The 13,901-nt window shown below is 60.9% G+C and carries 14 protein-coding genes; 6 read left to right on the top strand and 8 right to left on the bottom strand.

Annotated features, from left to right (window positions below):
- Positions 1-181: 181 nt before the first annotated feature.
- The 6 genes from AB5Y99_RS15890 to AB5Y99_RS15915 are packed head-to-tail and all read right to left on the bottom strand — an operon-like array spanning position 182 to position 5,009.
- Positions 182-1,360 carry a hypothetical protein gene (locus AB5Y99_RS15890; protein WP_368210115.1) on the bottom strand — a complete coding sequence of 393 codons (1,179 nt, stop codon included), beginning with the start codon at positions 1,358-1,360 and terminating at the stop codon, positions 182-184.
- Positions 1,361-1,362: 2 nt separating this feature from the next.
- A complete protein-coding gene (locus AB5Y99_RS15895; protein ID WP_005339371.1) occupies positions 1,363-2,025 on the bottom strand; it encodes an energy transducer TonB in 663 nt (220 codons plus the stop codon).
- On the bottom strand, positions 2,022-2,423 hold the full coding sequence (locus AB5Y99_RS15900) for a biopolymer transporter ExbD (RefSeq protein ID WP_005339369.1): 402 nt from the start codon (positions 2,421-2,423) through the stop codon (positions 2,022-2,024). Before AB5Y99_RS15900 ends, AB5Y99_RS15895 begins: the two co-directional genes overlap by 4 nt.
- Positions 2,420-2,950, bottom strand: a complete 531-nt coding sequence (locus tag AB5Y99_RS15905; protein ID WP_005339367.1) for a MotA/TolQ/ExbB proton channel family protein — start codon at positions 2,948-2,950, stop codon at positions 2,420-2,422. The genes AB5Y99_RS15900 and AB5Y99_RS15905 overlap by 4 nt, the downstream gene beginning before the upstream one ends.
- The gene (locus tag AB5Y99_RS15910) at positions 2,947-4,251 is read right to left on the bottom strand and encodes a MotA/TolQ/ExbB proton channel family protein (protein WP_368210116.1); all 1,305 of its coding nucleotides are present in this window, start codon (positions 4,249-4,251) and stop codon (positions 2,947-2,949) included. Before AB5Y99_RS15910 ends, AB5Y99_RS15905 begins: the two co-directional genes overlap by 4 nt.
- Positions 4,248-5,009, bottom strand: a complete 762-nt coding sequence (locus AB5Y99_RS15915) for a DUF3450 domain-containing protein (protein WP_162895422.1) — start codon at positions 5,007-5,009, stop codon at positions 4,248-4,250. The genes AB5Y99_RS15910 and AB5Y99_RS15915 overlap by 4 nt, the downstream gene beginning before the upstream one ends.
- A gap of 210 nt (positions 5,010-5,219) precedes the next feature.
- On the opposite strand from AB5Y99_RS15915, the gene AB5Y99_RS15920 reads away from it, so the two are divergent.
- Positions 5,220-5,996, top strand: a complete 777-nt coding sequence (locus tag AB5Y99_RS15920) for a LuxR family transcriptional regulator (protein ID WP_005339360.1) — start codon at positions 5,220-5,222, stop codon at positions 5,994-5,996.
- A 59-nt stretch (positions 5,997-6,055) separates the two neighbouring features.
- Here the strand turns inward: AB5Y99_RS15920 and glmS are convergent, their stop codons facing one another.
- Entirely contained in the window at positions 6,056-7,888 is a 1,833-nt protein-coding gene (gene glmS, locus AB5Y99_RS15925; RefSeq protein WP_005355853.1) for a glutamine--fructose-6-phosphate transaminase (isomerizing), read from the bottom strand.
- A 56-nt stretch (positions 7,889-7,944) separates the two neighbouring features.
- Positions 7,945-8,718 (bottom strand): DeoR/GlpR family DNA-binding transcription regulator, encoded by a 774-nt coding sequence (locus tag AB5Y99_RS15930; RefSeq protein ID WP_100652083.1) that lies wholly within the window; start codon positions 8,716-8,718, stop codon positions 7,945-7,947.
- A gap of 122 nt (positions 8,719-8,840) precedes the next feature.
- Here AB5Y99_RS15930 and blrA point away from each other — a divergent pair, with 122 nt between their 5' ends.
- From blrA to creD, 5 genes are all read left to right on the top strand, one after another.
- On the top strand, positions 8,841-9,515 hold the full coding sequence (gene blrA, locus AB5Y99_RS15935; RefSeq protein ID WP_033138557.1) for a beta-lactam response regulator transcription factor BlrA: 675 nt from the start codon (positions 8,841-8,843) through the stop codon (positions 9,513-9,515).
- Positions 9,512-10,933: a beta-lactam sensor histidine kinase BlrB gene (gene blrB / locus AB5Y99_RS15940; protein WP_368210118.1), complete on the top strand. Its 1,422-nt coding sequence runs from the start codon at positions 9,512-9,514 to the stop codon at positions 10,931-10,933. The genes blrA and blrB overlap by 4 nt, the downstream gene beginning before the upstream one ends.
- Before the next feature lie 80 nt (positions 10,934-11,013).
- Positions 11,014-11,808 (top strand): OXA-12 family class D beta-lactamase, encoded by a 795-nt coding sequence (gene blaOXA, locus AB5Y99_RS15945; RefSeq protein WP_368210119.1) that lies wholly within the window; start codon positions 11,014-11,016, stop codon positions 11,806-11,808.
- A 111-nt stretch (positions 11,809-11,919) separates the two neighbouring features.
- Positions 11,920-12,399, top strand: a complete 480-nt coding sequence (locus tag AB5Y99_RS15950) for a DUF1566 domain-containing protein (RefSeq protein WP_368210121.1) — start codon at positions 11,920-11,922, stop codon at positions 12,397-12,399.
- 117 nt (positions 12,400-12,516) lie between these two features.
- The gene (gene creD / locus AB5Y99_RS15955; protein WP_368210123.1) at positions 12,517-13,893 is read left to right on the top strand and encodes a cell envelope integrity protein CreD; all 1,377 of its coding nucleotides are present in this window, start codon (positions 12,517-12,519) and stop codon (positions 13,891-13,893) included.
- Positions 13,894-13,901: the final 8 nt, after the last annotated feature.

Here is a 13,901-nt window from a genome sequence, read left to right on the forward strand (position 1 = left end):
TCGCTTTTCTTTCGGCGCCCACTTCACTAGGAAGCTGGCTCATCAGTTCGGCGTGTTCCGCCGTGCTGGTAGGGGCGCATTATAGGGAGCCGCGCCGGGATGACAAGGACTTTTTGCAAAAATGCGTTCGTTTGCTGAAAAAGCGAACTGAACACCCCAAAACAGCCCCTTGGCACCTCTTTTACGCCGCTTTTTTGCTCAACTCTTCGCTTTGTGCCCGGATATAGTTGACCCAGCTGGTTGCCTTCTGCTGCCAGTGATCCTGTTGCTGCAGCTCACGGGCCAGCTCCAGCGCTTGGGCATACTGCTCCTTATTAAGGTGTGCCTGCACCAGCAATGCTTTGGCACGATTGCCTTGCTCGCCTTTCACCGACTTGATGGCAGCGAGCTGGGTCATGGCGGCATCTGTCTTGCCCTGTTGCAGCAGCAGTTCGGCGGCGCGCATGGCGGCTTTGGGCTGACCATGCTGGTTGGCCAACTGTTGCCAGCTATCGACCGCTTGCGACCACTCCCGGGCACCTTCCCACAATTGGGCCAGTAGTTGGCGGTTTTCAGCACTTTGCTTCATCTGTCCCTTGGCCATGGCCGCTTCCAGCAGACGGGCACCACGATAAGGCAGCCCTTGCCAGGCATAGAGGCGGATCAGCTGATTGCGGGCTGACCCATCATCCATCAGTTTTCTGTCGATGGCGGTCTGCAGCAATGCCAACGCCTGATCGCCGCGTTTGGCGGAGAGGTTGAGCGACACCGCCTGCTGCCACCATTTGCTCTCTTTGGGTTCGTGGCTGATCAACTCGGCCGCCTGATCGGCCGCCACGCCATAACGTTGCTGAGCGGTCAGGGCGGAGAGGCGAATGATGGCGGCCTGCTTCTGCCAACCCTTCTTCAACAACTGTTCGCTCTGGCTGGCGGCGTCACCGTACTGCTTGTTGTGGTAATAGAGGCCGGCCAGACGCAGGCGCAGCCCATCGTCTTGTTTGAGTGCCAGTGCCGCCTTGTAGCTGGCGATGGCGCCAGACCAGTTGGATTGCTGGGCCTGAATATCGCCGCGCAGCCGCAATAGCTGGAGCTGTTGCTGCTCGGGCCACTCTTTATAGGCAAGAGCCTGTTCGACATAACGGCTCGCCTGGGCGGTCTGTTGCAGATTGGCCGCCAGCGAGGCTTGCAACTGCGCCAGCCAGGCACGCTCGGCATCGCTATTTGGCTTGAGGCCGGACGCCTTGCTCTGGGCTTGTTGCCACTGACCGGACTGATAGAGCTTCATCACGGGTTCAAGCTGACGGGAGAAGTGAGGGCTGACCTCCATCGCCAGACAGGCTTGGCCGACCAGGGCCAGCAGACAGATCCAGATCCGCAACATAGTTATGACTCCAGTTTGAATTTGAGCGTGATGACTTGCACCAGCTTGTCGGTAGCGCCCGGTCTCGGCTGATAGCGCCACTTGTTGATCGCCTGAATGGCCGCCCGCTCGAACTGACGCTTGGGCTTGGCCTCGACCACTTCCACATCCTGCACGCCACCTTCGGCATTCACGCTAAAGCGCAGGGTGACGAATCCTTCGATCCCTGACTGCTGGGCACGATAGGGGTAGACCGGCTCGATCCGTTGCAGCGGCATCAGCATGTCACCGGCGCCGATACCCGCTCCCTGCTGCTGGCCGTGGTAGTTGCCACTCAATACCGGTGCGGTACTGGTCGCCACGCCGGGGGCATAGACCTGCACCGCGCTGAGGCTGGAAACCAGATCCAGACTCGGCTCAACGGCCGCCAAGGGGGCCGCTGCGGGCATCGGCAGCGGTGTCGAGGCCAATGCGGCGGGAGGCTCTGGCAGAGGCTCGGGTTCCTGCGGCACCGGACGCTCGCGTACCTGCACCTCGGTCACCTCGTTCTGCATATTGATGACGATAGGCTTCTGTTCGCTCGCCACCTTCTCGCCCCGGGGCGGTTCAACCAGCGTGGCCATGAACAGCAGGATGCCCAGACTGAGGGCGATCCCCAGCCCCAGGCTCATCAGCTTGTATTTCATTTCGGCGCCACCGCCACGGCGATATTGGCGATACCCGCCGCCTTGGCCTCATCCATCACCCGCACCACCTTGCCATGGGGCACTCGCTCGTCGGCCTGGATCACCAGACTGGCATCGGGTTGCTCCGCCAGCAGACGGGCGATGGTGGCCTGCACCCGCTCCACATCGATCTGCTTGCGGTCGAGGAAGATCTGACCCTGAGCCCCGATCGCCAGCATGATGCTGGAAGATTTCTGCGCCTTGGCCTGACTGGCCTGGGGTCGGTGTACCTCGAGCCCGGCTTCGCGCACGAAGGAGGTGGTGACAATAAAGAAGATCAGCATGATGAACACGATATCCAGCATGGGGGTCATGTCGATCTGCACTTCGTCACGCTGGCGTTTGGATTGCCGTCTCATTGCATTACCTTCTCTTCTCGCAGGCCGTCCCGGGTCTTGGCCAGCGCACGCTTGGCCTGACTCTCGAGCCGACTGAGTAACAACACGCCGGAGAGCGCCACCACCATGCCTGCCATGGTGGGGATGGTGGCGCGGGAGATCCCGCCCGCCATGCTCTCCGGGTTAAAGCGGTTGGCCGCAGCCAACGCATCGAATACGCCGATCATGCCGGTCACAGTGCCCAGCAGCCCCAGCATGGGACAGAGCACCACCAGGGTGCGGATGAAGATCAGATGACGGTTCAGTTCCAGCTCCGCCTGCGCCAGCCAGCGGCTGCGGATCGCCCGGGCGTGCCAACTGTGGCGCTCGCTGCGGGCCTGCCAGCGGCCGAGCAGCTGTTGCTGCAGCGGACCAAAACCCAGATTGAGGTAGAGCAACCGCTCGATCATCAAAATCCACATCAGCACCAGCAGGGCCAGAATGACCCAGAGCACCGGGCCGCCACGGCCCATGAAGCTCTGCAGCTGTTGCCAGATGTCGAGCATCATGCTGCTCGCTCCATCCCGCCGTTATTGCTCTCGGCGCGCTCGGCCAGAATGCCGGCTACCTGCTGCTCCAGTACATTGGAGAGCTCGGTGAAGCGCGATTGCAGCAGGCTGTGGGCCAGGATCAGGGGAATGGCCGCCACCAGCCCCTGTACCGTGGTGACCAGTGCCATGGAGATGCCGCCCGCCATGATCTTGGGATCGCCGGTACCAAACTGGGTGATGGCCTGGAAGGTGCCGATCATCCCGGTCACGGTACCGAGCAGACCCAGCATGGGGGCGATGGCCGCGATTACCTTGACCATGCCGATGCCGCGCTCCATGCGAGGAGTCTCCTGCAGGATCGCCTCATCAAGACGCAGCTCGAGGGTCTCCATGCTCAGCTCGGGGTGTTTGTCTGCCACCGTCAGCACCCGGCCGAGGGCGTTGTCGGCATAGTACTCACCGCTCTTGAGCTGGCGACGCACCAGCGTGAGTTCGCGGGAGAGGCTCCACAACCGTACAGCCGCAATTCCCAGACCAATAGCAGCCAGCAGCACGATAATGGCGCCAACCTGACCACCTTGTTGTACCTGCTGCCAGAAGGTGGGTGCCTGTGCCAGCATCGCCAGCAGAGTGCCATGAGAAGGATCCAGCGGCAGCGCTTCCCCTTCCTGACCCTGATAAGCCGCAACGGCAGAGAGCACGCTACCGGGCAGACCCAGTACCGGACTCAAGCCTTCGGCGGTCGGTTGCAGGAAGCCTTCGCTCCCCAGCAGGGCAAAACTGCCAACCCGGGTCAGCGACTGCTCGCTGGCAGCCCCCTGGGCATCGAGCACCTTGCCGTTGAACCGGGCAATCCGGCCAGATTCGCGGATCTCCTGCAGCAGAGTGGCGGGCAGCAGGGCGAGGGCGGCGCGATCCGGCACCTGTTTATCCTGTGCCATGATTTTCAGCGGGGCGAGACGCTCCGGGTACTGGCCCTCGACGGCGGATTCGCTCAGCAGCTTGACCGCATCGCTGGCGCCCTGACGGGTGACCGCGAAGATCTCGTTCATATCGCCGGAGGCTTGCTCCCACTGGGCGTTAAGCTCGACCAGCTGCTTCTCGTTGCTGGCGAACTTGCCGGCCAGATCCTTGCTCAGGCGCTGGGCCTCGGCCAGTCTGGCGCGGGCAGTGCCGAGCTCCTTGGCTACGGTCGCCAGATCTTGCTGAGCCTGCTGTTCACGAGCCTGTTCCTGCTGCTGCCACTCATCGGCGACAGCGGCGTTGGTACCGCAGGAGAGGGCAATAAGGAGGGGGAACCACTTCATGGTGACTCTCATGATTGGGCCTCCTGACTACGGCTGACAGAAAGGGGGACATTGAGCAACTGGGGAACTTTCTTGTCGGCGGCCACATCCATCGCCTCGGCGATAGGGGAGAGCCACTGGCTGTCGAGGGCTTGCCACTGCTTCGCCTCGGCAGACCAGCGCCATGCCTGACTGCGATCGGCCGTCATTGCCAGCAGGGAGACCCGGCCCAGCGCCAGCACATCGACCCGACGCGGAGCACCATCCAGCTCCAGCTCGGCGGAATAGCTGTCCATCCGGCTGCCGTACTCGGCTTCAATCTGATAGGCCTGCAGCAGCTGACGGAATTTCTCCGCCTCGCTAACGTCTGCGCGGGCCAGGGTCGCTTTCAACTGTTCAACCCGCGCCAGCCGATCTTCCTTGCGCAGCGGGATGTCGTTTTGCACCAGCTGTTCCAGATCCGCCTGCATCTGCAACATCAGCGGGATCAAGCCCTGACGGGTCTCTTGCACCGCTTCCAGCTGCAGGCTCAATTTACCCAGCTCATTTTGCTGATCGGCCACCAGAGATTGCATGTAGCGGTTGTAGGCTTCGAGGTCGCGCAGTTGCAGCTGGGCATTTTGCAGCTCCAGTCGTGCGGCAACGGCGGCATCGGCGGCTTTTTCCACTCGCTGCTGGGAGGCTTTCCCGGCAGCTATGCTGTTCTTGAGGGCGGGAGCAACCAGCTCATCCCCAATGGCAGCAAAGTGGACTGACAGTGGCAGCAGGGCCACACCCCATAATTTGTTCATTGAAATACATCTTACTAATGATAACTATTATCATTATCTCAAATGCAGGGCGGACTGGCAACGAGAGGATTTTCTTGGCCTTTATGCACAAAAACAGGATAATTTTTAAGCACGCACGGAATAAGTGGCGCCAATAGCCACCGCACAAATATAAATAACGATAAAAAATCTTTTCGATCAGTGTGATAGAGATCGAAAAAGGAGAAAGTAATGCTCAACGATGCGATCTGGGAACATATCGACAAGTTCACCAAGGCAACAAAAACCAGTGATATCCAGCAACTGCTGGAGCGCTTCAGTCATCAAATGGGCTTTGATTACTTTCGGCTGCTGATTATTTTCCCCATCAGCATGCAAAAATCCCACGTGGCACTGTTCAACAACTGTCCGACCACCTGGTTTGACGCCTATAGCGAAAACCAGTATCTGACCCAGGATCCAGTGGTCTATCTGGGGCTGAAACAGACCCAGCCGATCTTCTGGAACAAGCTCGACTGCGACTCGCCCTGGCTGCCCAGCGCCAGCCGCGACGTGATGAACCTGGCCGCCGATTTCGGGGTACGCAATGGCGTCTCCTTTCCGCTGCACACCCCGCAGGGGGAGCACGGCATCCTCTCTTTCATCACCAAGGACAAATCCAACTCCGACCTGATGTTTGAAAATGTTCCGCTGCTGTCGTTCTGCGCCAGCTACATCTTCAACTCCGCACTGCAACTGATCAAAAGCAGACCGGATATGATGAAATACCTGACCGAACTGTCGGATCGGGAGAAGGAGTGCCTGTTCTGGGCCAGCGAGGGCAAGACCTCCTGGGAGATCGCCACCATCCTCGGCATCAGTGAGCGGACGGTCAACTTTCACCTGACCCAGGTGACCAACAAGACCGACTCGAAGAACCGCAGTCAGGCCATCGCCAAGGGGATCACCAGCGGCATCATAGTGCCCTCCCTCGACGAGGTGACCATCACCAACCTGCGGCTGTCGTAACCCCTCAGCCGAAACAAAAAGAGCCGCAATTGCGGCTCTTTTTCATTTGAGAGAGTGACTTACTCGACGGTCACCGATTTTGCCAGGTTGCGCGGCTGATCCACGTCGGTGCCCTTGATGAGGGCGACGTGGTAGGAGAGCAGCTGCAGCGGTACGGTATAGACGATGGGGGCGATTACCTCTTCCACATGGTTGAGGTTCATGACCCGCATGGTCTCGTCGCTCTTGAAGCCGGTATCAGCATCGGCGAACACGTAGAGGATACCGCCACGGGCGCGCACCTCTTCCACGTTGGACTTGAGCTTCTCCAGCAGATCGTTGTTCGGCGCCACCACAATGATGGGCATCTCGGCATCGATCAGCGCCAGCGGGCCGTGCTTCAGTTCGCCAGCGGCATAGGCTTCGGCGTGGATGTAGGAGATCTCTTTAAGCTTGAGCGCCCCTTCCATGGCGATGGGGTACTGGCTGCCACGGCCGAGGAACAGGCTGTGCTGCTTGTCGGCAAACTCTTCGGCCAGGGTTTCGATATCCTTGGCCAGTGCCAGGCTCTCTTTAATACGCAGCGGCAGGGCTTGCAGCGCCTTGACCAGTTCGGCTTCGGCGGCGGCGCTCAGGTGGCCACGGCAGTGACCGACCGAGGCCACCAGCATCAGCAGGCCAGCCAGCTGGGTGGTGAATGCCTTGGTGGAGGCCACACCAATTTCTGCCCCCGCGCGGGTCATAAAGGCCAGATCCGATTCACGCACCAGCGAGGAGCCCGGCACGTTGCAGATAGCCAGCGAGCTCATGTAGCCGGATTCCTTGGCCAGACGCAGCGCCGCCAGGGTATCGGCAGTCTCGCCGCTCTGGGAGAGGGTCACCAGCAGGCTGTTGGGGCGCACTACCGATTTGCGATAGCGGAACTCGGAGGCGATCTCCACATCGCAGGAGACGCCAGCGATCTCTTCGAACCAGTAGCGAGCCACCATGCCGGAGTGATAGGAGGTGCCGCAGGCGACGATCTGCACGTGCTCGACCTTGTCAAAGATGGCGCGAGCGCCGTTGCCGAACGATTCGACCACCACGTGATCGCTGCCCAGACGCCCTTCCAGGGTGTTGGTGATCGCTTTGGGTTGCTCGTGGATCTCTTTGAGCATGTAGTGACGGTATTCACCCTTGTCACCGGCATCGTGGGAGAGTTCGGACTCCTGCTCTTCACGCACCACGGCGTTACCGTTGGTATCGAAGATATGCACATCGCGACGGGTCACTTCGGCCACATCACCCTCTTCCAGGAAGATGAAGCGACGGGTCACCGGCAGCAGCGCCATCTGGTCGGAGGCGATAAAGTTCTCGCCGATACCACGGCCGATCACCAGCGGTGAACCGGAGCGGGCCACCACCACGCGGCTGTCGTCGCGGCTGTCCATCACCACGGTACCGTAGGCACCGCGCAGCTGCTTCACCGCAGTTTGCATGGCGGCCAGCAGGCTGCCGGCGCTCTTCAGCTCGTGATGGACCAGATGGGCAATCACCTCGGTATCGGTGTCGGAGCTGAACACATAGCCTAGCGCCTTCAACTCTTCCCGCAGCTCTTCGTGGTTCTCGATGATGCCGTTGTGCACCACCACGATATGCTCGGAGACGTGGGGGTGGGCGTTGCGCTCGGAGGGCTCGCCGTGAGTGGCCCAGCGGGTATGGGCGATGCCGGTACCACCGTGGACGGACTGCTCGTCGAGCGCCTTGGCCAGCTCGGCCACCTTGCCCAGACGGCGAACCCGCTGCAACGGCTGGTTGGCGCTGAACACGGCCACACCGGCTGAGTCATAACCGCGGTACTCCAGACGGCGCAGGCCCTCTACCAGAATTTCAGCCACATCACGTTGGGCGACAGCCCCGACGATGCCACACATACACTTCTCCTTGAGATGCAAATCGTAAAGTCAGTTGGATGGTTCAGAGCTCGATGTCAGCAAGTGACCGGGGCGCAGATAAGCGTCACCCCCTGGGCTTGAATCTGTTCTCTGGCCTCGCTGGCCAGCCCCTCGTCGGTCACCAGGGTATGGATGCTCGACCAGGGAAGTTCGAGATTGGGGATCTTGCGGCCGATCTTTTCCGATTCGACCATCACAATGACCTCCCGCGATACCTCGGCCATGACCCGCGACAGGCCCACCAGCTCGTTGAAGGTGGTGGTGCCACGTTCCGGGTCGATACCGTCGGCACCGATAAAGAGCTGGTCGAAGTCGTAGGAGCGCAGCACCTGTTCCGCCACCTGCCCCTGGAAGGATTCGGAGTGAGGGTCCCAAGTGCCACCGGTCATTAACAGGGTAGGCTCATTTTCCAGCTCGCGCAGGGCACCGGCCACATTGAGGGAGTTGGTCATCACGATGAGGCCGCGCTTGTTGCCCAGCATGGGGATCATGGCGCTGGTGGTGCTGCCGCTGTCGATGATGACGCGGTTGTGATCACGCAGCCGCTCGGCCGCCGCACGGGCAATGGCTAACTTTCGGTTCGAAACTTGTTCAGGGTTGATCTCGACCACCATCTCGCTCGGCAAGGGGACGGCGCCACCGTAACGACGCAGCAGCAGACCGCCGGTCTCCAGTACCGCCAGATCTTTACGGATAGTCACTTCAGAGGTAGAAAAGTGTTTGGCGAGGGCGTCGACGCTCACTTCACCCTGCTCTTGTACCAGGGTCACTATGGTGTGTCGGCGTTGTTGAGTATTACGTTTGGTCATTTTTAAGTTTCGATTCGAAAGAACATCGAAATATTAGCCCCTTTTTCGGAAAAATAAAACAGCAAATAGGATCCGATTTGGTTCGATGCCAGAATGGGGTGCCAATTTGCGACGAGGATGCCATGCAAAAGAGAGTCATCTGGCTGGTGGAGGATGAGGCCAGCATCGCCGACACCCTGATTTACGCCCTGCAGACCGACGGGTTCGAGGTGGAGTGGTTCATGCTGGGCCAGCAGTTGCTGACACGACTGGAACAGACGCGACCCGACTTCCTGATCCTCGATGTGGGGCTGCCCGACATCAGCGGCTTCGAACTCTGCAAGCAGGTGAGGGCGCTGACCGATATCCCCCTGATGTTCCTCACCGCCCGCAGCGAGGAGATAGACCGACTGATCGGGCTGGAGATCGGTGCCGACGACTATGTGGCCAAACCCTTCTCGCCACGGGAAGTGTGTGCCCGGGTGCGGGTCATCCTGCGCCGCAGCCAGCCCGTCGCCCCCCAGCCCAGCGCCCTGCTGGTGCTGGATGAGGAGCGGGCCCGCATTCACTTTCGCGGTCAGCCGCTGGCCCTCACCCGTTACGAATATCTGCTGCTCAAGACCCTGATGCAGGCGCCGGGCCGGGTCTACTCCCGCCAGCAGCTGATGGATCTGGTGTGGCAGGATGCGGAGGAGAGTCTGGATCGCACCGTAGATACCCATATCAAGACCATCCGCGCCAAGCTGCGCGAACATGATCCCGAGGCCAACCTGATCCTCACCCACCGCGGGCTGGGCTACAGCCTGGAGCTGGCATGAGACTCGGGTTGCAACTGCTGTACGGCCTGCTGCTGATCTTCGCGCTGGCCGCCTGGTTCGTGCTGGAGATCTTCGTCGAGGAGATAAAACCCGGGGTGCGTAGCGCCACCGAGGATACTCTGGTGGATATGACCCAGCTGCTGGCACCGCTGGCGCTCGATGATCTGAAAGAGGGCAATATGATGAACGGGCGGTTGGCCAGCGCCTTCGCCCGCCTCAACCAGAATCCCATCAATGCGATGATCGACGGCCACCTCAAGCAGCAGGCGGAGTACCGCATCTATGTCACTGACCAGAAGGGCATGGTGATTTACGACTCCGACGGCACGGATCTGGGCAAGGATTATTCCCGCTGGAACGATGTCTACCGCACCCTGCGCGGCCAATATGGCGCCCGCAGCACCCGCACCGATCCCGACGATGCCGCCAGCTCGACCATGTATGTGGCGGCACCGCTGCGAGAAGGGGCCGAGATCATCGGCTCCCTCACCGTCGCCAAACCCAATCGCACCCTGATGCCAGCCATCGAGCGGGGGGAACAGGAGCTGCTGCGGGCCGGCGGCCAGATGCTGCTCATCTCGCTGCTGATCGGCAGCCTGCTAGTGTGGTGGCTCAACCGCGCCATCGGCAAGCTGGTGCACTATGCCGACTCGGTCAGCAAGGGGGAGGCGGCACCGCTGCCGCAGTTGCACACCGTCGAGCTGGATCGGCTCGGCCACTCGCTGGAGACCATGCGCCACCAGCTCGATGGCAAAAGCTACATCGAAGCCTATGTTCACAGCCTGACCCACGAGCTGAAGAGCCCGCTGGCCGCCATTCGCGGGGCAGGGGAGATTTTGGCCGAAACGCCGCCCCCCGAAGTTGCCAAACGGTTTATCGGCAACATCAATCTGGAAACCGCGCGCATGCAGCAGCTGATCGAGCGAATGCTGCAACTGGCGCGGCTGGAGTCGGGGCAGGGGCTGGATCGCCAGTCGGTGGAGCCAGCGAAACTGGGCAAGCGCACCCTCGACGCCCGCCAGATCATCGCCCTGCGCCGTCAGGTGGTGCTGGTAGCCGAGCTGGCCAGCGCGCCGAAACAGAAGTGGGATCCGCTGTTGGTGGAGCAGGCCATCGGCAACCTGTTGGATAACGCCATCGACTTCTCTCCCGCCAACGGGCAAGTCACCCTGAGCGGCAGCCAGCAGGAGGAGGGCTACTGTTTTCGGGTCACCGACTGCGGCCCCGGCATTCCCGACTACGCCCTGCCGCGCATCTTCGAGCGCTTCTACTCCCTGCCGCGCCCGGACAAGGGCAAGAGCAGTGGTCTGGGGCTCAGCTTCGCCCATGAGGTAGCCCACCAGCATGGCGGTCGTCTGACCCTGAGCAACCGGCCAGAGGGAGGCGCGCTGGCGGAACTCTGGCTGCCATTCACCTAGTCCCCCTGCAACTTCACATTCCCCACACAAAGCGGCATTAGACTGCCGCTTTCTCTCATCCATTTGCTCAAGGAAATGCTATGTCCCGCCTGCTTCTCTCCAGCCTGCTGGCTGCCGGTTTGCTCGCAGCCCTGCCTGCCTCCGCCGCCAGCGGCTGCTTTCTCTATGCTGACGGCAACGGCCAGACCCTCTCCAGCGAAGGAGACTGCTCCAGCCAGCTGCCGCCCGCGTCCACCTTCAAGATCCCGCTGGCGCTGATGGGTTACGATAGCGGCTATCTGGTGGATGAAGAGCATCCGGCACTACCTTACAAACCGAGCTATGACGGCTGGCTGCCCGCCTGGCGCGAAACCACTACCCCGCGCCGCTGGGAAACCTACTCGGTGGTCTGGTTCTCCCAGCAGATCACCGAATGGCTGGGGATGGAGCGCTTCCAGCAATATGTCGACCGCTTCGACTACGGCAATCGGGATCTCTCCGGCAATCCGGGCAAACATGACGGCCTGACCCAGGCCTGGCTCAGCTCCAGCCTCGCCATCAGTCCGGAGGAGCAGGCCCGCTTCCTCGGCAAGATGCTCAGCGGCAAGCTGCCGGTCTCGGCGCAGACCCTGCAGTACACCGCCAATATCCTCAAGGTGAGCGAGATCGACGGCTGGCAGATCCACGGCAAAACCGGCATGGGCTACCTGAAGAAGCTGGATGGCAGCCTCAACCGCGATCAGCAGATCGGCTGGTTCGTCGGCTGGGCCAGCAAACCGGGCAAACAGCTGATCTTCGTCCATACCGTGGTGCAAAAGCCCGGCAAGCAGTTCGCCTCCCTCAAAGCGAAAGAAGAGGTGCTGGCCGCCCTGCCCGCGCAACTCAAGAAACTCTGATCCCCACATAACCTGACGACAGGGCTGGAGGCCAAAGCTTCGCAGCCCACTCCGATCATCAGGGTCAGCCCGCCGACACTGGGCTGACCGCCATCCGCACAAGAGACAAAAATGAAATTATTCCTGTGGCTGCTCTGGCTTCCGGCCAGCATGGCGCTTGCTGCCTGTGATCTCTCCGACCGCCTGACGCGGCAGGGAGAAGTCATCCATGATCGGCTCAACCAGCTAGAATGGCAGGCGTGCAGCCTCGGCAGCCAGTGGCTGGAGGGGAAAGGGTGCGTGGGCACACCGGTCCTGCTGACGCTGCTTGAAGCCAAGGATGAAGCAGCCCGCCTTGGCGAGGGGTGGCGACTCCCCACCATCGAGGAGCTCTTCACCCTGCTCGACGAAAATTGCCGGGCGCCGATGACAGACCCGCGCTTCTTCTCCGATATCCATGACAACGGGGAAAATTCAGCCCCCTACTGGACCTCCAGCTCCATTGAGGAGATGCCGGAACTGGTCTATTACATCGACTTTATGCACGGACTCATCGACGGCCACACCGATCGTTTCGCACAAGCCGCCCGGTTGGTGCGCTCCCGCCCCTGAACAATCCCGCGGCGCCTGATGGCGCCGTTTTGCAGCAGTTCACCGCCACTTCACACAAGCCCATCACCACTTCACGCCGGACTGACAGACTCACTCCATCCAACAAGGAGACGTGTCATGGTCAAACAGATATTCACCCACAAGATATTTCTGCTGCTGTTGCTCAGCCTGCTGTTGATGGTGCCGGTGCAATCCATCATGGAGCTCAACCGGGAGCGGCAGATTTACCGCAATCAGGCCATTCACAGCATCATGGCCAGCAGCAGCGGCCCGCAACGACTGATGGGGCCCATTATCGTACAGCCCTATACCCGTTCGGTGACGGTCGAGCAGGAGGGCAAGCGCTTCGTCCGTCAGGAGCAGATCTACCGCTACCTGCTGCCGGAGCAGTTGGATATCAAGGCCAACATGGAGGTCACCCCGCGCAAGCTGGGCATCTATCAGGCGCAGGTCTACCAGACCCGCCTCACCCTATCCGGCCGCCTGCCCACCCGGCAGAGTTTGCTGAATGACGCGACCTCACCGCTCGGTGAAACGGCCGAGCTGGTGGCGGGCAAACCCTACCTGAGCCTGGTGCTCTCCGATGCCCGCGGTATCAACAGCGTCCCCGAACTGCAACTCGGCACACAGCGGATTCCGTTTGCCCCCGGCGCCCGTCTCGGTGACGCGCTGGCCGGTATCCATGCCCCGCTCGACAGCCTGCCCCAACAGGATGGCACCTTTCATCTGGAGCTCAATCTGCAGGGGATGAACGCCCTCGACATAGTGCCGCTGGGCAAGGAGAGCACCCTGCAGCTGGCGGGCAACTGGCCCCATCCCAACTTTATCGGTGACTTTCTGCCGGGTAGTCGCACCCTGAGCCCACAAGGGTTTGAGGCCAACTGGCAAACCAGTTGGTTCGCCAGCGACATGGAGACCCGCTTCAACCGGATGATGAACGGGGGCGATAGCCATCTCTCCACCTTCAGCGTCAGTCTGGTGCAGCCGGTGGATCACTATCAACTCAATGAGAGGGCGGCCAAATATGCCCTGCTGTTTATCGGCCTCACCTTTATCAGCTTCTTTATGTTCGAGCTGCTCAAGGGGCTGCGGGTTCACCCGATCCAGTACGCGCTGGTAGGCATGGGGCTGGCTATCTTCTATCTGGTGCTGCTGGCCCTGACCGAGCACCTCGGCTTTGGCTGGGCCTATCTGGTAGCCGCGCTGGCCAGCGTGCTGCTCAACGGCTTCTACCTCAGTCATGTGCTGGGTGGCCCGAAGCAGGGGATCGGCTTTGCTGCGCTGCTCGGGCTGGTCTATGCCATCCTCTACAGCCTGCTGCAGGCCGAAGAGATAGCCCTGCTGCTCGGGGCACTGCTGTTGTTCGCAACCCTGGCGCTGATCATGATGCTGACCCGCAAGCTCGACTGGTATCAGGTGATGGACTACAGCGCACCCGCGACCACATGGGCAGCCCCCCAGTCATCGACCAGTGACCCCAGCCATCAGTCATAAGCCCAAAA

The organism is Aeromonas sp. R4-2, assembly GCF_040908295.1.
In the GTDB taxonomy this organism is placed as follows: domain Bacteria; phylum Pseudomonadota; class Gammaproteobacteria; order Enterobacterales; family Aeromonadaceae; genus Aeromonas; species Aeromonas veronii.